This is a genomic window from Actinokineospora auranticolor (assembly GCF_002934265.1).
GTDB lineage: Bacteria > Actinomycetota > Actinomycetes > Mycobacteriales > Pseudonocardiaceae > Actinokineospora > Actinokineospora auranticolor.
On record NZ_PTIX01000026.1, the window covers coordinates 12,731 to 35,322 of the forward strand.

Annotated in this window: 21 protein-coding genes; 10 read left to right on the forward strand and 11 right to left on the reverse strand. The window is 72.0% G+C overall.

Annotated features, from left to right (window positions below):
* Positions 1 to 16 precede the first annotated feature (16 nt).
* Both CLV40_RS31000 and CLV40_RS31005 read left to right on the forward strand, forming a co-directional pair.
* Positions 17 to 991, forward strand: a complete 975-nt coding sequence (locus CLV40_RS31000) for a cation diffusion facilitator family transporter (RefSeq protein ID WP_104482562.1) — start codon at positions 17 to 19, stop codon at positions 989 to 991.
* A gap of 247 nt (positions 992 to 1,238) precedes the next feature.
* The gene (locus tag CLV40_RS31005) at positions 1,239 to 1,583 is read left to right on the forward strand and encodes a hypothetical protein (RefSeq protein WP_146108312.1); all 345 of its coding nucleotides are present in this window, start codon (positions 1,239 to 1,241) and stop codon (positions 1,581 to 1,583) included.
* Between the two features lie 44 nt (positions 1,584 to 1,627).
* Here the strand turns inward: CLV40_RS31005 and CLV40_RS31010 are convergent, their stop codons facing one another.
* Both CLV40_RS31010 and CLV40_RS31015 read right to left on the reverse strand, forming a co-directional pair.
* Positions 1,628 to 2,026 (reverse strand): ATP-binding protein, encoded by a 399-nt coding sequence (locus tag CLV40_RS31010; protein ID WP_104482564.1) that lies wholly within the window; start codon positions 2,024 to 2,026, stop codon positions 1,628 to 1,630.
* Between the two features lie 44 nt (positions 2,027 to 2,070).
* On the reverse strand, positions 2,071 to 2,976 hold the full coding sequence (locus tag CLV40_RS31015; RefSeq protein WP_104482565.1) for a Ppx/GppA phosphatase family protein: 906 nt from the start codon (positions 2,974 to 2,976) through the stop codon (positions 2,071 to 2,073).
* A gap of 212 nt (positions 2,977 to 3,188) precedes the next feature.
* Here CLV40_RS31015 and ligD point away from each other — a divergent pair, with 212 nt between their 5' ends.
* Positions 3,189 to 4,151 carry a non-homologous end-joining DNA ligase gene (ligD, locus tag CLV40_RS31020; protein ID WP_104482566.1) on the forward strand — a complete coding sequence of 321 codons (963 nt, stop codon included), beginning with the start codon at positions 3,189 to 3,191 and terminating at the stop codon, positions 4,149 to 4,151.
* A gap of 481 nt (positions 4,152 to 4,632) precedes the next feature.
* Here the strand turns inward: ligD and CLV40_RS31025 are convergent, their stop codons facing one another.
* The 3 genes from CLV40_RS31025 to CLV40_RS31035 all read right to left on the reverse strand — a co-directional run bounded on the left by CLV40_RS31025 (position 4,633) and on the right by CLV40_RS31035 (position 7,875).
* Positions 4,633 to 4,944, reverse strand: coding sequence for a hypothetical protein (locus tag CLV40_RS31025; protein WP_104482567.1), 312 nt, complete (start codon positions 4,942 to 4,944; stop codon positions 4,633 to 4,635).
* Positions 4,945 to 5,021: 77 nt separating this feature from the next.
* Positions 5,022 to 6,377, reverse strand: a complete 1,356-nt coding sequence (locus CLV40_RS31030) for an acyltransferase (RefSeq protein ID WP_104482568.1) — start codon at positions 6,375 to 6,377, stop codon at positions 5,022 to 5,024.
* A 163-nt stretch (positions 6,378 to 6,540) separates the two neighbouring features.
* Positions 6,541 to 7,875 (reverse strand): glycoside hydrolase family 18 protein, encoded by a 1,335-nt coding sequence (locus tag CLV40_RS31035; RefSeq protein ID WP_104482569.1) that lies wholly within the window; start codon positions 7,873 to 7,875, stop codon positions 6,541 to 6,543.
* Positions 7,876 to 8,137: 262 nt separating this feature from the next.
* On the opposite strand from CLV40_RS31035, the gene CLV40_RS31040 reads away from it, so the two are divergent.
* The 3 genes from CLV40_RS31040 to CLV40_RS31050 are packed head-to-tail and all read left to right on the forward strand — an operon-like array spanning position 8,138 to position 10,786.
* Entirely contained in the window at positions 8,138 to 9,055 is a 918-nt protein-coding gene (locus CLV40_RS31040) for a hypothetical protein (RefSeq protein ID WP_104482570.1), read from the forward strand.
* Positions 9,052 to 10,113: a sensor histidine kinase gene (locus tag CLV40_RS31045; RefSeq protein ID WP_104482571.1), complete on the forward strand. Its 1,062-nt coding sequence runs from the start codon at positions 9,052 to 9,054 to the stop codon at positions 10,111 to 10,113. Before CLV40_RS31040 ends, CLV40_RS31045 begins: the two co-directional genes overlap by 4 nt.
* 22 nt (positions 10,114 to 10,135) lie before the next feature.
* A complete protein-coding gene (locus tag CLV40_RS31050) occupies positions 10,136 to 10,786 on the forward strand; it encodes a response regulator (protein WP_104482572.1) in 651 nt (216 codons plus the stop codon).
* On the opposite strand, the gene pip is transcribed toward CLV40_RS31050, so the two are convergent.
* The 6 genes from pip to CLV40_RS31080 form a co-directional block, all read right to left on the reverse strand.
* Positions 10,773 to 11,738, reverse strand: a complete 966-nt coding sequence (gene pip / locus CLV40_RS31055; RefSeq protein ID WP_104482573.1) for a prolyl aminopeptidase — start codon at positions 11,736 to 11,738, stop codon at positions 10,773 to 10,775. The genes CLV40_RS31050 and pip overlap by 14 nt on opposite strands.
* A gap of 163 nt (positions 11,739 to 11,901) precedes the next feature.
* On the reverse strand, positions 11,902 to 12,993 hold the full coding sequence (locus CLV40_RS31060; protein WP_104482574.1) for a mechanosensitive ion channel family protein: 1,092 nt from the start codon (positions 12,991 to 12,993) through the stop codon (positions 11,902 to 11,904).
* A gap of 665 nt (positions 12,994 to 13,658) precedes the next feature.
* A complete protein-coding gene (locus CLV40_RS40930; RefSeq protein ID WP_104482575.1) occupies positions 13,659 to 14,042 on the reverse strand; it encodes an IS3 family transposase in 384 nt (127 codons plus the stop codon).
* A gap of 181 nt (positions 14,043 to 14,223) precedes the next feature.
* A complete protein-coding gene (locus CLV40_RS40935) occupies positions 14,224 to 14,409 on the reverse strand; it encodes a transposase (RefSeq protein WP_104482576.1) in 186 nt (61 codons plus the stop codon).
* A gap of 188 nt (positions 14,410 to 14,597) precedes the next feature.
* Entirely contained in the window at positions 14,598 to 15,131 is a 534-nt protein-coding gene (locus CLV40_RS31075; RefSeq protein ID WP_245931678.1) for a methylated-DNA--[protein]-cysteine S-methyltransferase, read from the reverse strand.
* A gap of 20 nt (positions 15,132 to 15,151) precedes the next feature.
* Positions 15,152 to 16,615 carry a DNA-3-methyladenine glycosylase 2 gene (locus CLV40_RS31080; protein ID WP_181043852.1) on the reverse strand — a complete coding sequence of 488 codons (1,464 nt, stop codon included), beginning with the start codon at positions 16,613 to 16,615 and terminating at the stop codon, positions 15,152 to 15,154.
* Positions 16,616 to 16,866: 251 nt separating this feature from the next.
* Here CLV40_RS31080 and CLV40_RS31085 point away from each other — a divergent pair, with 251 nt between their 5' ends.
* The 4 genes from CLV40_RS31085 to CLV40_RS31100 all read left to right on the forward strand — a co-directional run bounded on the left by CLV40_RS31085 (position 16,867) and on the right by CLV40_RS31100 (position 22,145).
* A complete protein-coding gene (locus CLV40_RS31085) occupies positions 16,867 to 18,171 on the forward strand; it encodes a B12-binding domain-containing radical SAM protein (RefSeq protein WP_181043848.1) in 1,305 nt (434 codons plus the stop codon).
* Between the two features lie 9 nt (positions 18,172 to 18,180).
* Entirely contained in the window at positions 18,181 to 20,424 is a 2,244-nt protein-coding gene (locus tag CLV40_RS31090; protein WP_104482579.1) for a hypothetical protein, read from the forward strand.
* Between the two features lie 99 nt (positions 20,425 to 20,523).
* Positions 20,524 to 21,510 (forward strand): GlxA family transcriptional regulator, encoded by a 987-nt coding sequence (locus CLV40_RS31095; RefSeq protein WP_104482580.1) that lies wholly within the window; start codon positions 20,524 to 20,526, stop codon positions 21,508 to 21,510.
* Complete coding sequence (locus CLV40_RS31100) at positions 21,507 to 22,145, forward strand: DJ-1/PfpI family protein (protein WP_104482581.1); 639 nt, start codon at positions 21,507 to 21,509, stop codon at positions 22,143 to 22,145. The genes CLV40_RS31095 and CLV40_RS31100 overlap by 4 nt, the downstream gene beginning before the upstream one ends.
* Positions 22,146 to 22,592: the final 447 nt, after the last annotated feature.

Consider the following 22,592-nt stretch of genomic DNA (forward strand, 5'->3'; position numbering starts at 1 on the left):
ACCTACGATCGTTTTCGTGGCGGAGAAAGAGGGAAGCACCCTGACGGTGGTGCTCGCTGGGTCGGTGAACCTGCTGATCGCGATCCTGAAACTGGTCGCGGGCCTGATCACCGGCTCGGCGGCGATGCTGTCGGAGGCGGCGCACTCGGTGGCGGACACGTTCACCGAGATCCTGCTGCTGACCGCGCTGCGCGTGTCGCGCAAACCGGCGGACCGCGCGCACCCGTTCGGATACGGGAAAGCGCGGTACTTCTGGTCGCTGCTGGCCGCGGTATCGATCTTCGCGTCGGGCTCGATGTTCGCCTTGTACGAGGGTTTCTCGACGATCTTCGGTGCGGCGGGGGAACAGACGTCCCCCTTGGTCGCGTACCTGGTGCTGGCGGGCGCTTTCGCGCTGGAGTCGGTGTCCTGGGCCCAGGCCCTGCGCCAGGTCCGGCGGGACGCGGCGGACCAGCACCGCACCTTCCGGGCCCAACTCCGCCACGGCGACGACCCGACCGCCACCACGGTGTTCTACGAGGACTCGGCGGCGTTGTGCGGCCTGCTCCTGGCGTTCGCCGGGGTGGGTCTGCACCAGCTCACCGGCGCCGCCGTGTGGGACGGCGTGGCGTCGGTGGCCATCGGCGTCCTGCTGGCGTGCGTGGCGTTCCTGCTGGGCCGCGCCAACGCGGCGCTGCTGATCGGCCGCCAAGCCCCACCGGACCTCGTCTACGGCATCCGCGACACGCTGGCGGCGGCGCGGGAGGTGGACGCGGTGGTGGACCTCCAGACGATGCTCATCGGTACCGACAGCGTCCTGGTCTGCGCCCGCGTGGACTTCGACGACACCATCACGGCGGGCGAGCTGGAGCGGGTGTGCGTGCGGCTGGCGGGGGAGTTGCAGGCGAAGTTCAACGACGTGACCGAGGTGTTCATCGAACCGGTGCCGCGCAGCGACGAGGACCTGCGGGCGGCGGTGCTGGCCCGGTACGGGGAGGAACCCCGGGTGTGAACCCAGGTGATTGAACAGCCTGACTCGGCTGAACATTCCGCCAAGTCCGTCGGCCATGTTCTGTGACCGGCTCTGAAGGGGGCGCGCACTGAGCTCACACGACCTTGTCGAGCGGATCGGGCCCGCGTTGAGCGGTGCCGGAGGTGTTGGAGACCCGGAGCGTACTTGCTGGCGGTGACGGCGCGTGGAGGTGGGATTTCGCCACAACAGGAAGGGTGTCCGAGTTTTCCGTCCTCTACGGCGGACGTTGGGTGAGCCGGAGACGGAATCGAGCGAGCGGGTGCGATGGTCGCTGGACCTACCGGAGCCGTTGACTGATGGTGAAGGGCACGAGTTCGCGGTGCGAGTTCTGGCGGCGGATTCGCCCCTGCACCACTATGTCTGCGTGCCGCAGATCCCGTGTGCTGCCTTCGATCTCCGCGTGCGGTTCGGTCCGGAGATGCCCGAGAAGGTTGTTGCGCTTCAACGCGCATTCCAGCTTGGTGCGGAAGACGAGTTGACCAGTGGAAGTGCAGTCGTGCCGGATTTGGCGGGTGAAGTGAGGGTGCGGTTCCGCGATCTGGTGCCCGGGTTCGCCTATGGTCTGCGCTGAGGCGTGGGTAGAGGGTTGCAGAACCACTGATCAGTCCACTGTGGTCAGCGGAGGAACCACGCCGTGAAGGTGGTGCGGCCGTCCGCGACGGCGAGGTTGACCTGTTCCGCCAACGCCCGGACGATGGCCATGCCGCGGCCCGCCAGGACCACACCCGAGGCCGGGACGCGCCAGCCGCTCTCGTCGATGACGGTGATGACGACGGCCTCGTCGTCGACGTGGGCGTTGAGCCCCAGGACGGTGGACTCCGGGCCGCTCTGGTTGGCGTTCGCGATGGCGTTGCTCATCGCCTCGTCGGCGGACCAGACGGCGTCGTCGAGGGCGGGGGGTGCGACGCCCACCCGGGTGAGCCAGCCGCGCAGGGCGCGACGGGCCAGGTGCAGGTGACCGGGCTCGGCGGGGACCGTCACCGCCCAGACCTCCACCACCGACATCTCGCTCATGCGCTGGGAATACCCCTCGCCGGGCGGGGGTGAAACATGACCGGTCAGGCGACGCTGGCGATGGGGGTGGGCTTGCGGTCCATCAGGGTGAGCAGCAGGCCCTCCTTGGTCGACCACGGGCTGATCTCCACCCGGTCGTGGCCGGTCGCCACCATCAGGGCCCGCGCCGCGACCGCGCCCGCCAGCGACTGCTCGGCCCGGTGCCGCGAGATCCCCGGCAGCTTCGCCCGGCGCCGCGCCGAGAGCCGGGCCAGGCGGGGGATCCAGCGGTCGAGGTCCTCGACCTGGAGTGAGCTCGTGTCGGCCAGGCGGGCCAGGCCCTGGAAGACCTTGGAGCAGCCGACCGCGTGGCCCGCGTGCAGCGCGACCAGGTCGTCGGGGGCCAGGGCGTCGCGGATGAGTTCCTCGACCTCGTCCTCGTGCCCGACCGCCAGCCCCAGCCGGGTCAGAGTCCGTGCGCCGTACGGCAAAGAGCGCGCCACCGACGGGGTGTCGGACTCGCCGACGGCGACCTCGACCGTGCCGCCGCCGACGTCGAGCACCGTCAGCGCGCCCGCCGCCCGGCCGTACCACCGGCGCGCGGCGAGGTAGGCCAGCCGCGCCTCCTGGCGGCCGCTGAACCGGCGCAGCGTGACCCCGGTGCGCCGCGCGACCTGCCGCACGATCTCGTCGGCGTTGACCGCGTCGCGCACCGACGACGTCGCGAACGGGACGATGTCGGCCAGGGGGAGCCCCGCCTTGCGCGCGTACCTCCGGACGGTCGCGACCGCCCCCGCGACCTGCTCGATGCCCTCCCGCCGCAGACAGCCTTTGCCGTCGTACGCTCGGTCGAGGCGGAGTCTGACCTTGCGGGAGAGCAGCGCGTCGGTGGGTGAGCCCCGGTCCGCGTCGACGACGACGAGGTGCGCGCTGAAGCAACCCACGTCCAGCACCCCCACGGCGTTGCGCATGTCTTCGTCCTCGTGCTTCCTCTCGGCAATGTCTGGTACCCGCTGGGTGTATCGGGCAAACCCGGCGGTCTTGTACAAATCCTGCCGAAAAAATGTTCAGCCTGGTGGACACTTTCCCGCCAGAGCACTTTGGGGTGACTCTTGGCTGTACACAGTGGACGTATACGGCCGGATGGTGCCGTGCCGCTCACCCGTGTGGCAGAGTTCGCCGGGTGAGCAGCGACGAGGTCCGCGACTCGGTGTCACTGACCAACCTCGACCAGCCCCTGTTCGACGACGCGTCCGCCACCAAGCGCGACCTCGTCGACTACCTGGACGCGGTACACACCCGCGTGCTCCCCGGGCTGCGGGACCGACCGCTGTCGGTGGTGCGGATCCGCCCGGGACAGGGGCGGTTCATGCAGAAGAACGTGCCGAAGTACACCCCGGACTGGGTGCGCACGGAGACCATGTGGGCGGAGACCTCCAAGCGCGACATCTCCTACGCCGTGTGCGACGACCGCCGGACCCTGCTGTGGTTCGCCAACCAGCGCGCGGTCGAGTACCACGTCCCCCTGTGGCGACTCGGTTCCCCGGCGCCGACCCACCTGGTGCTCGACCTGGACCCACCGGAGGGCGCGGACTTCGCCGCGGTGGTGGCGGCCGCCCTGCTGGTGCGGCAGGCACTGGCCGCCGACGGGCTGGCCGCGGCGGTGAAGACGAGCGGCGCCAAGGGACTGCACGTGCTGGTACCGGTCGCGGAAGCGTCCATGGACGACATGGCGGCGGCGACGCGGGCGGTGGCGGTCCGGACGGAGCGGCTGGACCCGGCGTTGGCGACCACGGCGTACATCATCGATGACCGGGGCGGGAAGGTGTTCCTGGACTCCACTCGGGCTTATGGCGCGACGTTGGTGGCGGCGTACAGCCCACGGATCCGGCCGGGGACGCCGGTGTCGTTCCCGGTTCGGTGGGGGGAGCTGGAGAGCGTGCGGCCGGGGGACTTCACGCTGCGGACGGCGGTGGAGCGGTTGGGGGACGGGGATCCTTGGGCGGAGTCGATGCCTGAGCCGCAGGTGCTGCCGGAGGATCTGGTGGCGGAGGGGCGGACGATTCCGGTGGCGCGGGTGCAGGCGATGCACGAGGGCAAGCGGCGCAAGGCGAAGGCGGCGCGGCAGGCGGAGGGGACGGAGTAGCCTTCTCGGCTCGGCTCGGCTCGGCTCGGCTCGGCTCGGCTCGGCTCGGCTCGGCTCGGCTCGGGTGGGTTTGGGGTGGGGCATGCCTCCGCCCCAATGCCACTAACTTAGCGCGTTTTCGCTGGCCAGTATCGGTCTAAGCGATTGGCGATCGACCTCTGGCACACTCGGATCAAGTCCACTTGCGACAGTGGGTTGCGTGTTCGCTCGATGCCCCAATGCGGGCCATGGAACTATGGTGTGCCGCAGGGCGTCGTCGCACGTGCCGCCCGCCTCTCGCACGGCACCCTCAAGATGCCGTTGACCTGCAACGATGCTCCGTAAGTTAGTGGCATTGTGCCTCCGCCCCCCGGTATCAATTCTACCGGCGCGCACCGACAGTTCCGGCCGAAGACGATCAAGCCTGTGGACAACTCTCGAAGGGGTCAGGACATGGCACCACCCCGCCTGCCGAGGGGGCGGGCGGGGCGGTGGGTCGGAGCTACTGGGTCCACTCCCGATCCGGCGGGAACGGGTCGTAGTAGTGGCGCCAGAACGTATGCGCGTCCAACACGTGCAAGCCTTCTCGGTCGTAGACCAGGAACTCGGTCTGGACCAGGGCGTGGTGGACGGCTCCGTTCGTCAGCACGCCGACCGGGGGTTCGCCTCCGTCGATGGTGAACGAGACCTGGGGTGCGACCCGCCCCTGTTGGCGCAGGGAGGTCACCCACTGGCCTATCGCGGGCAGGGTGCCCGGTTCGGTGTAGTGCGCGGCCTGGACCGGCGTGGGCCAGGGCTGGTAGTACCTGGCCACGGTGTCCCTCGTGCGTCCCCTGGATTCCCCTTCCACACCACCGATACTACCACAGCGTTCGAACACGTGTTCGAACGCTAGGCCAACTTGCGTACCGATGTCACCAGTTCGGGTAGCGCCGGGTCGTCCTCCCGCCGGTGCGGGTGCAGGGCCGCTCGGCCCACCGCTCCGCGCAGGGTGGTGGCGAGGCGGGCTGGGACGGCGATGGTGAGGAGGGTTCCGCTGCCGTGGAAGCCTTCCACCAGCCAGGCGACCCAGGGGAGTTGCAGGTTCGACGTCGGGCTGAAGAACGCCGGGCGGGCGCCCTCGAACGCGACGTCGTAGATGCCGAAGCGGCTCCAGTTGGTGATGGTCAGGGTTTTGCGTTCCGGGTCGAAGCCGCAGGGGATGCACTCGTTGAGGCGGTCGCGGCCGATCGACTCCAGGAAGGCGCGGTTGGCGCGCAGCTTGAGGTGGGCGGTGGGGAACTCCTCGACGGCCTCGCGGATGCGGGTCGCGATCTCGGCCGCGGTCGCCGCGGGCGGGGTGGTCAGGAAGATCTCGCTGACCAGGTTGCCCACCACCCCCGGCTCGATCCCCAGGAACCGGCGGACGTTCACCGGCAGCGCCATCGACCTCGGCTCCTCGGTGTCGCCGTCGAGGGCGCGGAGGGTGTGGGCCAGGTGGGCGCACAGCACGTCGTTGGCCGACAGGCTCCGGCCCGCCGCCGCGCTGGTCTCCGCCCGCAGGCGGCTGACCTCCTCGTCGGTGAAGTACACCTGCACCGTGCGGTTGGCGCGCACCGCGGACTCGAACTCGGTGGCCAAGCGCTTGGCGTCTTCGGTGGTCGGCAGGCGGAACCCCGGGGTGCCCGAGTCCGCCGCGGGCAGCGAGGCGTCGAGGAACGCGTCCGGGTCGGTCAGCTGGGTGATCTCCGGCGCGGTGGTCGACTCGACGGCCGCGGACCAGGCGCGCACCAGCAGCATGAAGCTCGCCAGGTCGCCCACCGAGTGGTGGAACGAGCACCCCAGGGCGCTGCTGCCGTCGGAGAGCAGGGTCAACCGCACGGTCAGCAGCGGCAGCCCGCCGACCCGCGCGGCGTTGGCCTGCACGTGGTCGACGAACCCGCCACCCGGCAGGGTCACCCGGCCGATCGCCTTGGGCAGCGTGTCGTCCACGTCGTAGGTCTCGAACGGCACACCCGAGTCGTCGCAGACGATCTCCAGTTGGTCGCCGACCGTGCGCAGCCTGCCCGCGAAGGCGGGTACCGCGGCCAGGGCCGTGGAAAGGCCGTCCGCCAGGCGTTCCGCGGAAAGCGCGCGCTGGTAGAAAAACACCACCGACACCGGCACGTCGGCGATGACCGTGTCGGTCACCCCGCACCTGATCACCGTGCCGGGGGCGTGCCCCGCGCGGACGGTCCGGCTCGAGCGCAGTTCCGGCCAGCCGCTCATCCGCTGGTCCGTTCGGGGGAGATCGGGGCCATGACTAGTCCTTTCCCTGCTGGTTGGCGTCACCGTAAGCCAGGGCGGACGGGCGGAGAAGACTCCATTCGCAGCCAAAAGCGGGGGCCCGGGCGGAAATCCGCCCGGGCCCCGTGCCACCGGAGTGACCGTCCTAACGGGACGTGAGCTCCCGGTGCAGCGACTTGATCAGCTCACCGTCGGCGGTGTCCGCGTCGAGCGACCAGATCATCGCGCCGCCGAGGCAGCGGTCCTTGATGTAGCGGGCCTTGCGCCGCATCTCGGTCGGGTCGTCGTAGGTCCAGAACGTGGTGCCGTTGAAGATCCACGAGAAACCCGCGCGGTCGTCGCGGTAGATCTTGAAACCGTCCTTGCCGACCTTGGCCTTGAGCTCCTTGTAGTCCTCGCCGCCCGCTTCCCACTTGCCGGGAGCGGCCGCCGTGGCCTTCTGGAACAGACCGCGGTTGGCGTTGGTGACGCCGGTCCAGCCGCGCCCGAAGAACGGCACGCCGAGCACGAGCTTGTTGCGCGGGGCGCCACGCGACAGGTAGCTGTCGATGGTGACCTCGGTGCTGTAGCCCGGCGCGGGCGTCGGGTCGCCCTTCGGGGTGCGCAGCGCGGACTGCTGGTTGGTCTCCAGGTCCCAGGCGCCGTGCAGGTCGTAGCCCTGCACCGTGCCGAAGTCCAGGTACTTGAAGACCTTCGAGACCTCGAAGCCCTTGTCGATCTCGCGGGAGTTCGCGGGCAGGTACGCGGTCAGCTCCGGCTTGTGCCGACCGGGGAACTTGTCGAGCTGCGTGCGGTACTCCTTCACCAGGGCGGTGAAGTTCACCTTGTCCTCGGGGCGCACGACGTTGCCCGGGGCACCCGCGGTGCTCGCGGGCCACTCCCAGTCCAGGTCGACGCCGTCGATGATGCCCGCGGCCAGGCCCTTGCCGTTGGCGTCGGTGCCCGCGATGGTGCCCTTGAGCCAGCCGTCGAGGCAGGACTTGACGTGGTTGGCGCGCGACTGCGGGGTCAGGGCCGCGTTGGAGAAGTACTTCGAACCCGACCAACCGCCGAGCGAGATGTGCACCTTCAGGTTGGGGTACTTGACCTTCAGCTTGCGCAGCTGGTTCAGGTTGCCCGACACCGGCTGACCGGCCACGTCGGCGACGCCGTCCACGCTCTGCTCGGCCGGGACCGGGCGCTGGAAGTCCGCCCACGCGTCGGCGCTGACGCAGTTGCCCTGCTCGTCGAGCGAGCCGAACGCGTAGTTGAGGTGGGTGAGCCGCGCCGCGGTGCCGCTGGTGACCAGGTTGGCCGCGTGGTAGTCGCGGGCGTAGATCCCCCACTGGATGAAGTAGCCGACGGTCCGCACCTGCGAGCCGTGGTCGTGCCCGTGGCCGCGGTCGGGCTGGTGCGCCTGCGCGGGCGGCACGGCCACGGTCGCCGCGGCGGCGACCAGCCCGGTGAGCAGCGTGGCCGCCCGCCATTTCCTAGCCGACATAGTTCTCCCTCTGGAGGTGGGACATGTCGCCGCCTCCCGGCGGTGACCCTCTGGTCTGGACCAAACTAGGCGGAGGTCTAAACCACATCTACGCCCGAACGGCGCAATTCGGGCGCTATCCGGGTGATCCACTGTGGACCCTGAGAGGTCTTTCAGGGTGCGGTACCCCCGTCGGGGTATGCCCGGCGACCTCGTCGGAGGGACGAGCGGGCAAGCCGGAATCCCTACCTTTGCCCCTATCGGTGCTCAAGAGGGGGTAGGGATGGTTCGGCAGGTGTGGGCGGCGATGCGCCCGGCCGGCGCGGCGCAGTGGCTGCTGTGGTGCTGCGGGACGCTGCTGCTGGCGTCGGCGGGGTTCCACGGGGTGGTCGCGCTGGTCGACGGCGGGCCGTGGGTCGGTCCGGTGACCTGGCGCAAGCCGGTGGTCTTCGCGGTGTCGTTCGGGGCGTTCTGCTGGTCGGCGGTGTGGGTGCTGCGGCACCTGCCCAAGCGGGTCTGGCGCGGCGCGCTGGCCGGGCTGCTGGGGCTCAGCTCGGTGCTCGAGGTCGGCGTGATCACCACGCAGCGCTGGCGCGGGGTGCCGTCGCACTTCAACGCCGCGACCGAGTTCGACGACAACATGTTCAGCGTCATGGGGATGACGGTCGTGCTGATCGTCCTGGGCATGGTGCTGCTGGCGGTGTGGACCGCGGTCGACTTCCGCGGCCCCGGCCACGCGCGGATCGCCGCGCTGGTGGGCCTGGGCGGCCTGCTCGTGGCCGGGTACATCGGCAGCGACCTGATCGCCGAGGGCGACGCGGTGGTCGCCGCGACCGGGCACGTGCCCTACGACCTCACCTTCGGCGCGGACGGCGCGGCGAAGTTCGCCCACGCCGCGGGCATCCACGGCATCCAGGTCCTGGGTGTGCTCGCCATCCTGCTCGACGGCAGCGCCGTGGCGGCGCGCAAGCGGACCGGGGTCGTGGCCGTGGCCGCGATCGGCTACACCGCCGCGTTCACCTCGATCACGCTGACCGCGTACGCGGGTCGCGCGTGGACGGACCCCGTCCTGCCGCTGGCCGTGCTCGGTGTCGCGGGCGTCGCCCTCATCGGCTACGCCTACCTGCGGGCACTGCCGCGCGCCGAGCCGGGTGAGCGGGCTGGACGTGGGCCGGTGAGGTCGGGTGAGGTGGTGGGGTGAGAGCGCGCGAGTGGATCCGGTCGGTCGACCGCCGAGCAGGGTCGGCGGTCGACGGGTCCGTCGCGGTGCTGGCGTTCGCCGCCATGGTGGTGGTGGACCCGTGGTCGTGGCGGGCGATCGGGCTCAGCGCGGTGGTCGCGGCGGGCGTGGCGCTGCGCAGGCGCACGCCCGTCGCGGGCTACCTGCTGGGGTCGCTGGGGTTGATCGCGCAGAGCCTGCTCGCGACGGCGAATCCCGTTGCGCCCTACGCAAACCTGCTGGGTCTCTACAGTGTCGGCCTGCACGCGGCGCCGCGCCGGGCGTTGTGGGGACCGGTGATCCTGCTCCCCGGGATCCTCGCCTACTTCGTCGCCGACCCGGTGCCCGCGCCCGCCGCGGCGGGCACGGTGTTCACGTGGTTGCTCGGCTGGGCACTGGGTTACGTGGGCGCGCGCAGCCGGGACCGGCAGGAGGTCGAGCGGGAACTGGCCCGCCGCGCCGCGGTCGCCGAGGAACGCGCCAGGATGGCCCGGGAGCTGCACGACCTCGTCGGGCACACGGTCAACGTGATGCTGGTGCAGGCGGGTGCGAGCAGGCTCGTGCTCGACTCCGATCCGGACCAGGCCAGGGAACTGCTGTCCGGAGTGGAGCGCACCGGCCGGGAGGCGCTGGACGAGCTCGACCGGGTGCTCGGCGGCCTGCGCCAGGACGTCCCCGAGGCCGGGCTGGACCGGCTGGTGGCGCGGATGACGGAGGCGGGCATGCGGGTCGACCTGCGGGTGACGGCGCCGCCGCTGCCCGGCGCGGTCGAGCAGGCGGTGTACCGGATCGTGCAGGAGGCGCTGACCAACGCCCTCACCCACGGCGAGGCGCGGTCCGCGACGGTCGCGATCGCCGCGGACGAGTGCGGGGTGGTGGTGGAGATCCACGACCACGGCAGCGGACCGGAGTCCGGATACCGGCCGGGGCGCGGGCTGACCGGTATCGGGGAACGCGTGTCCGTGCTCGGCGGCACGGTCGTCCACGGGGGCGGTGAAGGAGGCGGCTTCCGGCTGCGGGTCGTCCTCCCGCTCGGGTGAGCGCTGTGATTGGGTTCGCGCCGTGATCCGCGTACTGCTCGCCGACGACGACTCCCTGCTGCGCGCCGGGGTCCGCGTGGTGCTCGGCGCCGCCGGGGACATCGAGGTCGCCGGTGAGGCCGGTGACGGGCTGCGCGCGGTGGAGTTGGCCGCGACGCTCAACCCGGACGTCGTGCTGATGGACGTCCGCATGCCCGGCGTCGACGGCGTCGAGGCGACCCGCCGCGTGGTCGCCGCCCGCCCCGACGCCCGCGTGCTGGTGCTGACCACTTTCCGCCACGACGAGTACGTCTGGGGCGCGCTGCGCGCGGGCGCCAGCGGCTTCCTGCTCAAGCGGGCCAGCCCGGAGCGGCTCATCGACGCCGTGCGGGTGGTGGCGGCCGGGGACACGCTGCTCGACCCGGCGATCACCCGCGACCTCGTCGAGCACTTCGTCCGCCGTGTCCCCGGCGCGGGCGACGACCCCCGGCTGGCCCGGCTGACCGACCGCGAGACCCAGGTGCTGCGGCTGGTCGCGCAGGGGCTGTCCAACGCCGAGATCGCGGAGTTGCTGGTCATCGCCGAGTCCACGGCCAAGACGCACGTCAAGCGGGTGCTGGCCAAGGTCGACGCGCGGGACCGGGCGCAGGCCGTGGTGATCGCCTACCGCAGCGGGCTGGTCACCGCGGACTGAGTTCGGCGTAGCGGTCCAGGATCTCCCGCTTGCGGCGGAAGAACTCGGCGCTGCCGGTGTGCCCGGAGTCCTCGACGACGACCAACTCCGCGTCCGGCCAGGCGTGGACCAGTTCCCAGGCGACGCTGACCGGGCCGCCGAGGTCGTGGCGGCCGTGCAGGATCGTGCCGGGGATGCCGCGCAGCTTGTGCGCGTCGCGGAGGATCTCGTCCTCTTCGAGCCAGGCGTGGTTGCCCCAGTAGTGGGTGACCGTGCGGACCATGGCGGCGAGGTTGCGGGGCGGTCGGCCGCTGTAGGCCTGGGGGTCGCCGTTGGGTTCGAGGGAGACGACCGTGTCCTCCCAGGTCGTCCAGTCCCTGATGGCCTTGTCGCGCACGGCCTGGTCGGGGTCCTCCATCAGGCGCGAGTAGGCGGCGGCGACGTTCGTGTCGTCGGGGGCCAGGTCGGGGGCGCCCGCGCGGAAGCGGGCCAGGGCCTCCGGGAAGAACCGGCCGACACCGCCGGTGATCCACTCGAAGTCGGCGCGGCGGGCGTTGGTGGCGCCGGAGAGCACCATTGCGCGGACCCGGTGCGGGTTGCGCTCGGCGTAGGCCAGCGCCAGTGTCGAGCCCCACGAGCCGCCCGCGACCAGCCAGCGGTCGATGCCGAGGTGTTCGCGCAGGAGTTCCACGTCGGCGATGAGGTGGTGGGTGGTGTTGTGCCGCATGTCGGTGTCCGGGTCGGCGGCGTGCGGTTCGCTGCGCCCGCAGCCGCGCTGGTCGAAGGAGACCAGCCGGTAGCGGTCCGGGTCGAAGAACTCGCGGCTGCGGGGGTTGCTGCCGGCGCCGGGGCCGCCGTGCACGAGCAGTGCGGGTAGGCCGTCGGGGTTGCCGGAGACCTCCCAGTGCACGCGGTTGCCTTGACCGACGTCGAGCAGGCCTTGGTCGTGGGGTTCACCGTGGTCGTAGGTCACGGGTCGAACTTAGGGGCCCGGTCACCGATCGACGAAGACGTGCACGCGGGATCGCGCCGGTTTCTGGACTGAGCGGTTTCGCGCGGCCCCCGGCCGCGCGAAACCGGGAGGGAAGAAATCGGCTGAAGGGCGATCTCGCCGCCTCGGCGGAGCCGAGGCCGTGTCACTGGAAGGCGTGGGAGCGGCGGCGGCCGTCGGGGGTGTCGCCGAAGAGGCGGTCGGGTTCGCCGTGGCCGTCCTGGGTCGGGATGTGGCGGACGTGCTCGGTGCGCAGCCGGGGGACCGCGTACGGGTGGTTGTCGTTGATCCACGCGACCAGCTTCTCCCGCACCAGGCAGCGCAGGTCGAACAGCGTCGGCGCGTCCACGGCGCTGACCAGGGCGCGGACGCGGACCACGCTGTGCACGGCCTCGGTCACCTGGAGGACGCAGACGCGGCGGTCCCACAGGTCGGTCTCGTCGACCATCCGGCGGAGCTCCTCGCGCATCCGCTCGATCGGCATGGCCCAGTCGACGTCGAGCTCGACCGTGCCCAGCAGCGCCGCCTCGCGGCGGGTCCAGTTCTCGAAGGGCCTGGCCATGAAGTGCGCGGTCGGGATGACGAGCCTGCGGTCGTCCCAGACGTGCACCACGAGGTAGGTGAGGGTGATGTCCTCGACGCGTCCCCACTCGCCCTCGGCGATGACCACGTCGTCCAGCCGGATGGCGTCGCTGAACGCGATCTGCAGGCCCGCGATGACGTTGCTGAGCAGCGACTGGGCGGCGAACGCGGCGATGGCGCCGATGACGCCCGCGGAGGCCAGGAGGCTGGTGCCCGCTGCTCTTGCCGCGGGGAAGGTCATGAGCATGGTGCCGAGGGCTACTACGGCTACTGCGGCGACGGTGACGCGGCGGACGAGGGTGATCTGGGTTTGCATGCGGCGGGCGTGGCGGTTGTCCCGCTCGTCGACCCGCAGGCGGGAGAGGACGGAGTGCTCGACGGCGATGAGGATGCCCGCGAGCAGCCAGGCGCCGGTGCCGATCAGGGCGAGGGTGAGCAGGTGCGCGGCCGGGCCGGGCAGGACACCGCCGACGGCGAACCGGAGCACGATCATCGCGGCGAACCAGCGGAGCGGGGTGCGGGTGCACTCCCGGAGCGATGCTTGCAGGGCGGACCGGCCGAGGCCGCTTAGCGTGCGCCGGATCGTCCACTCGACCAGTAGGAACACCGCGTACGCGCCGATCGCGGTGGCTATTCGGACCCACGTCTCGGACACGCTGCGTCCCCTTCGGTTGGCTGTTGCCCTATGGGGGCGTACCCGGGGGTGTCGGGGGTCGGAACGTGAGCGTGGGTCGGTTCACACGAGAGAGGCGGGTTGGTGCGGTTCCAGCGGGGTTGGGTTCTCTCGTGGTCTGGGTGCGAGTTTTTCGAGCGTTGCTCGATGGGGTGAATCGTCTTTGCGCGGGGCCCCTACGAGCCTGCGGTGGGGCAAGAGCGGTGGGATGGGCAAGCCCACCCCACCCGCGGGCGAGCTTGGCAGGCTCGTCCCCCACACAAAGACAATCCACACCCATCGAGCAGAAGGTGGGGGCGCGGTGGGTTCAGTGGGGGTCGGGCTGGCAGACGTCGAGGGCCGGCGGGTTCGGCCTGGCGGGGTGGGGGAAGTTACGGGGCGGCTGCGGTGGGTGGGGGAGTGCCGCTTGAGTGGGCCGGTGGGTTCGGCCTGGCGGGGTGGGAGAGGTTGCCGGGGCGGCTGAGGTAGGTGGGCGAGCGCGGCTTGGGCGGGGGCCGGTGAGCTCGGCCTGGCCGGGTGGGGAAGTCGCGGGTGGGCCCGAGTGCGGCTTGGCGGGGTGCGCCGCCTTCAGGCGGGGTGCGCATGAGCGGGCTTGGTGGCCCGGCAAGGTGCGGCTGAGGCGGTATCCGGCTTGGTCGACTTCTTGATCACCCCGCCCGGACCCAGGACAGCCCCCGCCCTCCTCTGGGGGGACAGGTGATGTCCCCGACCGATTTGTGCCCGGGACGGTCCGCGGTGAAATCGCGGCGGACGAGGTCCGGCGTGATGTGGATGTCGGGTGCCGGCACGGTCGTGAGCGGCCGGCGACGTCGTCCGGTCGGGGCCAGGTGAAGCTCGCGCATCATCATCCGTACGAGCTCCGGCCTGCGGGCCACACCCTGACGAGCCAACGCCGCGTGCACACGACGGTATCCGTAGGTGCGTCGGGATTCGGCGAACACCGTCTCGATCCCGCCCTTGAGCGATTCCCGACGCTCGACGGTGAACGATGTCGGCCTCAACCGCCAGTCATGGAAGCCGGAGCGTGACACCCAGCCATTCGCACATCGCCGTCACGGGATATCTGCCTCGTTCGCCGTCGATGAACTCGTCGATCTCGGTCACGATAGTCGCGGGCGAAGAAGGCCGCGGCTTTTCCCAGGAACTCGTTCTTCATGCGGAATTCCTGGTTCTCCCGCTCCAACTCCCGCAACCGGGCACGCTCGTCCACACTCAACGGAGCGACCGTACCCTGGTTTTACGGCGCGTCTCGACCCAGTTCCGCAGAGTCTGCTCAAGCAGACCCAACTGGCACGCCGCCTCCGCAACAGACACCCTGGACTCGACCAATTTCACGGCCTCGTCCTTGAACTCCGGCGAGAAACGATGACGACGATGAACCATGACATTTCCGATCATCCAAGACCTATTCTACTTGGGTCCGACGTCCGAGAAATCCATGGCACTCCAATCGGCGATGGGGCAGCCGGGAGGGGGTGGCGAAACTCTGTGGATGGGTTGGGTGGATGTGGGCAACTTGGTAACCGGACGGGAGGGATCGGCGGTTAGTGCACAAGGGGGGCGGATCGGGCGAGGGTGGAGTGGGGTCACATGAGGGAGGTGCCCTCGAGGGTGAGCAGGTGCTGTTTGCGGGGGAGGCCGCCGCCGTAGCCGATGAGGGAGCCGTTGGTGCCGATGACGCGGTGGCACGGGACGATGATGGAGATCGGGTTCCGGCCGTTGGCCATGCCCACCGCGCGCGAGGCGGTGGGGCGGCCCAGTTGGTGGGCGAGGCCGCCGTAGGTGGTGGTGTGGCCCCACGTGATGGTGGTCAGCGCGGTCCACACCGTGCGCTGGAAAGGGGTGCCGGTGGGGGCCAGGGGGAGGTCGAAGTCCCGCAGCTCCCCGGCGAAGTAGGCGGCCAGTTGGCGGCGGGCTTCGGGGAACGGGCCGCCGGTGTCGGTGACCCAATCTGCGCCCACACCGGTGAAGTGGCGGTGGCTCGGGGTCGTGTACAGGCCGGTGATCGACTCGCCGTCGCCTACCAGGAGCAGGTCGTCGATGGGGGACTCGACCAGTGTGTACCTGGTGGGGCCGGTGGCCCGGTCGGTGAAGGTGACCGGGGCGGGTGCGCTCTGCACGAACTTCCTTTCGGGAGGGCTCAACCCGCGGGCAGCAGGTTGATGGGGTGGTCGCCGGTGGCCCACAGGTACTGGACCGCGTACGCCCGCCACGGGCGCCACGCCGTCGCGTGGGTGGTGAGGGCGGTGGGGGAGGCGGGGAGTCCGAGTCCCTCGGCGGCCAGGCGGACGCCCAGGTCGGTGGGCAGGAACGCGTCCGGGTCGCCGAGGGCGCGCATGGCGATGGTGTCCACCGTCCACGGACCGATGCCGGGCAACGCCGCCAGCGCCGCGCGCGCCGATTCCCAGTCGCCGCCCACTGACAGGTCGATGGTGGGTAGGGCGGCGATCAGGCCGGTCAGGGTGGCGCGCCGGGACCGCGGCAGCGCCAGCGACTCGGGGTCCAGGTCGGCCAGGGCCTCGGTGCTGGGGAACAGGTGCGTCAGGCCGCCGACGGGGTCGACGACCGGCTCGCCGTGCGCCTGCACGAGCCGACCCGCGTGGGTGCGGGCCGCTTTCGTCGAGACCTGCTGGCCCAGCACCGCGCGCACCGCCATCTCCGCGCCGTCGACGGTGCGCGGGACGCGCCTGCCCGGGTTCTTGGCGACCAGTGGGGCCAGCACCCGGTCGGCGGAGAGGGCCTCGTCCACCGCGACCGGGTCGGCGTCCAGGTCGAGCATCCGCCTGCACCGGCTGATCGCCACCGACAGGTCCCGCAGGTCGGTCAGCGACAGGTCGCAGCGGATGTGGTCGGGCAGCGGGCGCAGGCTGACGATGCCGGGTCCGCCGGGGAGCCGCAGCGTGCGCCGGTACGCGCCGTCGCGCCACTCCTCCACCCCGGGGACGGCCGTGGCGGCGAGGTGGCCGAACAGGTTGTCCGGGCACAGCGGCGCGCGGAACGGCAGCCGCACGGTCAGCACGCCGAGGCGGTCGACGACGGGTTTGGCCGCGCGCCTGCGCAGCTCCGTCGGCGATAGCGCGAACACGTCGCGCACGGTGTCGTTGAACGCGCGGATGCTGCCGAACCCGGCCGCCATGGCCACGTCCGACATCGACAGCGCGCTGGTCTCGATCAGCACCCGCGCGGTCTGCGCGCGCTGCGCCCGGGCCAGGGCCAGCGGACCCGCGCCGAGTTCCGCGCGCAGCGCCCGCTCGACCTGCCGGACGCTGTAGCCGAGCCGGGCGGCCAGCGCGGGCACGCCTCCGGAGTCCACGACCCCGTCGGCGATCAGCCGCATGGCGCGGCCGACCAGGTCGGCGCGCTCGTTCCACTGCGGCGACCCGGGTGTGGCGTCCGGCCTGCACCGCTTGCACGCGCGGAAACCGGCCTGCTGGGCCGCCGCCGCGCTCGGGTAGAAGCGCATGTTGCGCGGCTTGGGCGGCACCACCGGGCAACTGGGCCTGCAGTAGACGCGCGTGGTCACCACGGCGGTGAAGAACCAGCCGTCGAACCGCGCGTCGCGGGACCGCACGGCGCGGACGCAGGCCTCGGTGTCGGAGTGCACGCCGTCCAGCATCGCCGGTTCGCCCGCCGCGTACCAGCGAGAAAACGACACGATCCTCGGCGGGGTCGGGCAAGGTCGGCGGCCCGCTCGGGAAATGCGTTTTGCCTACCCGCGGTGACGATTGTCGGCTGCCTTTCCCTCGATTTCACCCTATCGTGGAGGAAACGTGTCGGTGGCATTGCTCGAACCCGGGACGGGGTAACGCGAGCCGCATTCGCCGCGATGCCCGGTCGAGGGGGAAGGGAGACGCGGTGACGCGCGAGCAGGTGCTGCTGGTCCATCCGGGAATCTACGACGACAGCGATCCGCGGGCGTTTCCGCCGTGGGGCGCACTCGCCGTCGGGCACGCGCTGCGCGCCGCCGGTCACGACGTCGTGGTGCTCGACCTCAACGGGGCCGACGTGGTCGCCGCGCTCGACGCGGCGCTGGCCGCGCACCGGCCGACGGTCGTCGGGTTCACCGCCAAGCAGGGCGTCGGCGCCCGCCGGTTCCGGGCGGCCGTCGACCACCTCGGCGCCGTCGCCCCGGACCTCCCCGTCGTCGCGGGTGGCCCCCTGGTCAGCACCTTCCCCGATCCGCGCGCCCCGCTCTGGCGCGGTGTGCACACCCTCTTCCGCGGCGACGGCGAGCAGGCGATGGTGTCGTGGCTGGCCGACCGGCCCCGCCCCGGCACCCTCGTGCACGGCCACGAGCCACCCGACCTCGACGCCGTCGGCGTGCCGTCGTGGTGGCCCGACCTCCCCGAGTACGTGCACCCGGCGAGCGCGTGGCCGAACATGGCCGTGCCCGGTATCCACGTCGCCGCTGCCCGGGGGTGCACCCGCCGCTGCACATTCTGCTATCTCAACGCGCACCACCCCGGCGCGCGGTTCCGGTTCGTCACCGCGCCGAAACTGCACACCGATCTGCACGCGCTCAACGCGGCCACCGGCGCGCGCGGCTTCTACTTCGTCGACGATTGTTTCATCGACGCCCGGCAACACCGGGTGCGCGAGTTCTGCGCCCGGCTCATCGCGGAGGGCAGTCCATTCCGATTCGGCTGCGACGTCCAGTTGACCGATCTGGACCGGCACCCCGACCTGCTCGCGCTGATGCACCGCGCGGGTTTCCGCGCGCTCTACGTCGGCGTCGAGTCGGCCGCCCCCACCACCCGCGGCAGGTTGGCCAAGGGCACCGTGCGCGACGTCGCGGGCGCGCTGAACCGGGCCATCGACCTCGGGTTCGCGCTGCGCGCCTCGATCGGCATCGGCTGGCCCGGCGAGGACGGCGCCGACGCCCGCCGCACGCTGGCCCTGGTCGACGAGGTCCCCCGGCTCGCCTTCGACGCCTACCGCTACTACCCGTTGCCCGGCACCCCGCTCGGCGAGGAGAGCCACTGGGCGAAGGCGCGCGCGGCGCTGTCGCCGGAGCGGTTGCGCGACGCGGCTTTCCAGGACTTCTCCGACCACAACGACAACTACTCGCAGATCCCCACCGCCGAGTACGACGCGCTGTGGGCGGAGCTGCGGGGCCGCGAGCGCGAGCGGTTGTCCGCCTACTTCGCGGTTGGGAGCTGAACCCCGGACGTGTCCGCTTCCCCGATCACCGCGACGACCGCGGTCACCAGCCCCACCGTGCTCATCACCGGCGTGCACAGCGGCCCCAACCCGTCACCCGGCCTCGGCCTGGCCCGATCCCTGCGGCGGGCCTGGCCGGGGCTGCGGCTGGAGGCCGTGGACTACTCGCCGCGGGCCACCGGGCTCAGCGCGCCGGAGTTCGACCGCGCGCACGTCCACCCCGACTGGCACGGCGCCGACCTCGACGCCCAGTGCGCGGCGCTGGTGTCGATGGTCGAGTCCACCGGCGGCGTGCTGGTGCCCGGCCTGGACCTGGAGGCCGAACTGCTCGCCGCCCGCCACCCCGGGCACCCCGGCGTGCTGGCGCCGCCGCCCGCGGCGTTCGCGCTGGTGGCCAAGCCCGCCGAGCGCGCCGCGGAGGTACTGGGGCTCGCCGTGCCGGAGCACCGCCGGGTCGAGGGCATCGAGGACGCCGCCGACTTCGCCGCCGCGCACGGCTGGCGGGTCTGGGTCAAGGGACCGCGGCACGACGCGGTGCCCGTGACCACGCTGCCGGAGCTGGCCACCGCGCTGCACCGCGTCCGCGCCACCTGGGGCGGTCCGGCCCTGGCGCAGCGGCACGTCGACGGCGTCGAGGAGTCGATCGTGTTCGCCGCGCTCGACGGCGAGCTGCTCGGCGCGTGCGCGATGCGCAAGACGATGCTCACCGCCGAGGGCAAGACCTGGGCGGGCACCGTCGAACCGGTCCGGGGCGGGCGGCTGGCGGAGTTCGTCCGGGTGACCCGCTGGACCGGGGGCGGCGAGGTCGAGGTGATCCGCGAGGCCCGCACGGGGGAGCGGTACCTGCTGGAGGTGAACCCCCGCTTCCCGGCCTGGGTGCACGGCGCCACGCTCACCGGCCCGAACCTGCCCGCCCGGCTCGTCACCGCCGCCACCGGCCTGCCCCCGCACCTGCCGGAACGCGCGGAGGCGGACGGGTTCGTCCGGGTCGTCGAGGAGATCCCCGCCGACCCGCTGCCCGCTCCCGAGCACCGCGCGTTCCCCGGGTCGGCCGCCGCCAAGCACCCGTCGGCGATGCCCGCGCTGTCCCGGCGCCTGGCGCCCGCGCGCCCCCGGCCCGCACCGGGTGAGCCGGACGCGGCGCTGGCGCGCGACGTCGCCGCCGCGCTGCCCGTGCCGCCGGGGGAGTCGCCGTGCCGGGTGCTGCTGCGCGGCGCCCTGGAAAGCGGGCTCGACCTGCTGGGCGGGGTGTGCCGGGACGTGGCGGTGGCGACGGGGGTGGCCACCCGGTTCGCCTACTCGGTCAAGACCAACCCCGACCGCCGGGTGCTCGGCGCCGTGCAGCGCCGCGGCGCGATGGCGGAGACGGTGTCGCTGTCCGAGGTCCGCGCCTGCCTCGACGCCGGGTTCACCGGCGACCGGGTGGTCCTCGGCGGTCCCGCCAAGTGGTGGCGCCACGACGGCGCGCCGGTCGACGTCGGTGCCCTGTTCTGCGACTCGGTGTCCGATTTCGAGCGCACGGTCGCCGTGGTCGAGCAGGGCTTGGCGCACACCGACATCCTGGGTCTACGCCTGTCGACGATCGGCGTCCCCACCCGCTTCGGCATCGACCTCAGCCACCCGCCGACCGCGCGCGCCGTGGCGAAAGCCCTGCGCACCGCGGGGATCCGGCGGATCGGCCTGCACTTCCACCACGCCGCCAGCCGGATCGGCGCGGTCGCCTGGCTGCGCGAGTTCACCGACGCCATCTCCGCCGCGGCCGACCTCTGCGCGCGCACCGGGGTCCGCGTGCGCTGCGTCGACCTCGGCGGCGGCTGGCGCCCGGGGACCTCGCGCGCCGAACTGGCCGGTGTGCTGACCAGGGCCGTGCGGGTCGCCACCCGGGCGCTGGGGCGGCCGGAGCAGGTGCTGTTCGAGCCGGGCAAGGTGTTGGCGCAGCCCGCGATGGCGGTGTTCAGCACGGTGCTGGACGTGCGCGACGGGCCCGACGGCCGGGCCGCCGTGGTCGACGCGTCGGTGGCCGAACTGCCCGACTGGGCGGGCCACCCGCACCGCGTGCTGTGGCGGCGGCCCGGCGCGGACTGGCGCGTCCTGGGACCGGGCGACGAGGCCGTGCTCGGTCGGCTGTGCATGGAGCACGACCGCCCGCGCGACGGCTTGGCCCTGCCCGCCGACCTGGCCGCGGGTGACCACCTGCTGTTCCTCGACGCGGGCGCCTACGACGCGAGCATGAGCTACCGCTTCGGCACCTGACTCCGGCGACCGTCCGGTTCGGACGCGACGTCATCGGTGGCAGAAAAGGTGGGAAACGCGTCATTGCGCCACTCCCGCGCGCGCCACCAGCATGGAGCCATGCGCACGGTGCTGGTTCTGCTCTTCGAAGGTGTCCAGGGCCTGGACGCGACCGGCCCGATGGACGTCTTCGCGGGCGCCAACACCCGCCTGGAGCGCACCGGTCACGCCCCCGGCTACGACGTGGTCACCGCGAGCCTGGGCGGTATGCCGGTCACGGCGGCGAACGGGCTGCGCCTGCTGCCCGACCGAGACCTCGCCATCGCGCCGCGCCCCGACGTGCTGGTCGTCCCCGGCGGCATCATCCCCGACCCGGAGCACTCCGACGAGCACGCGCGCCTGATCCGCTGGCTGGCCGCGCACGCGCCCGGCGTACCGCGCCTCGTGTCGGTGTGCACGGGCGCGTTCCTGCTCGCCGACGCGGGTCTGCTGGCGGGCCGCCGGGCCACCACCCACTGGGCCTACTGCGCCCAGCTCGCCCGACGGCACCCCGACATCGCCGTCGACCCCGAGCCGATCTTCGTGCGGGACGGGCACGTGGCCACCTCGGCGGGCGTCACCGCGGGCATCGACCTGGCGCTCGCGCTGGTCGAGGACGACCACGGCCGCGACGTCGCGCTCGCCATCGCCCGCCACCTCGTGGTCTTCCTGCGCCGACCCGGCGACCAGGCCCAGTTCAGCGCGCACCTGGCCGCGCAGGTCGCCACCCGGCAGCCGCTGCGCGAGCTGCAGAGCTGGATCGCCGAGCACCCGGACGCGGACCTGTCGGTGCCCGCGCTGGCCGGGCGGTGCGGGCTCTCGCCCCGGCACTTCGCGCGGGCGTTCGCCAGGGAGGTCGGCGTGGCCCCGGGCCGCTACGTCGACCAGGTGCGGCTGGAGGCGGCCCGGCTCCGGTTGCAGGACAGCGCCGACAGCGTCGAACGGGTGGCGCGGGCGTGCGGGTACGGCAGCACCGAAGCCATGCGGCGCGCGTTCCAGCGCGCGCTGTCGGTCGGACCGGCGGAGTACCGGCGCCGGTTCACGTCCACTGTGGAGGTCACGGGATGAGGATCGCGATCCTGCTCTTCGAACGCTTCACCGCGTTGGACGCGGTGGGTCCCTACGAGATCCTGGCGCACGCACCGGGCAACGAGGTGGTGTTCGTCGCCGAACGGGAAGGGCCGGTGGTCGCCGACTCCGGCAGCCTGCGCCTGGTGGCCGAGTCGACCCTGGACCAGGTGCCCGACCCGGACATGCTGCTGGTGCCCGGCGGACCCGGGCAGGAGGAACACATGACAGATGGCCCTATCCACGAGTGGCTGCGGCAGGCCGACGAATCCACCGCGTGGACCACCTCGGTGTGCACCGGATCGCTGATCCTGGCCGCCGCGGGTCTGCTGACCGGACGCAAGGCCACCTCGCATTGGGCGCTGGCACACCGACTTCCGGAGTACGGGGCCACCCAGGTGGACGAACGCGTGGTGTTCGATGGGAAGTACGTCACCGCCGCGGGTGTATCCGCCGGTATCGATATGGGTCTGGCGCTGCTCGACCGGATCGCCGGACCCCTTGTGGCGCAGACGATGCAGCTCGTGCACGAGTACGACCCGCAGCCACCGCACAACACCGGTTCCCCGCGCACGGCGCCGCCGGAACTGGTCGAACACGTGCGCGGCCGGTTGCTGAAGTCCTTTTCCGGCTAGGGATTCCGCGCGTTCGCACACCGGGGGTACGGCCGCCCGGACCTGGGAATTCCCGGATCCGGGCGGCCGTTGCGCGCTTTCCCTTGCGTGTGCGTCTGTCCAGTCTGTCACCAGTTGTCTCGGATCGATCACTCCGCGATCACGCGCCGGTCGCGGCTTAGGCCGTTCGGAGGTACCTGCCCCCGGCGGCTTCTTCTAGCGTTGCCCGCGTTCGACGGCGCGCGCGCCGCGCCACCGCGGCGGGTCCAGGCCGCGGTAGGGGAAAACATCTGGGATGCGAGGGTGGTTTATGCCCAGACCACCCTCGCACCACCCCCTCCCGAATGCGCATTCCGCGGCCTCGCGGAAATGAATGCCACCGCCGTGGTGGAAATAGCCGCGGTGTCGAACGCTGACCGTGACCGACCTGCACGAACGGCTGAGCCGCGGCGGATTCCGGTGTGAACC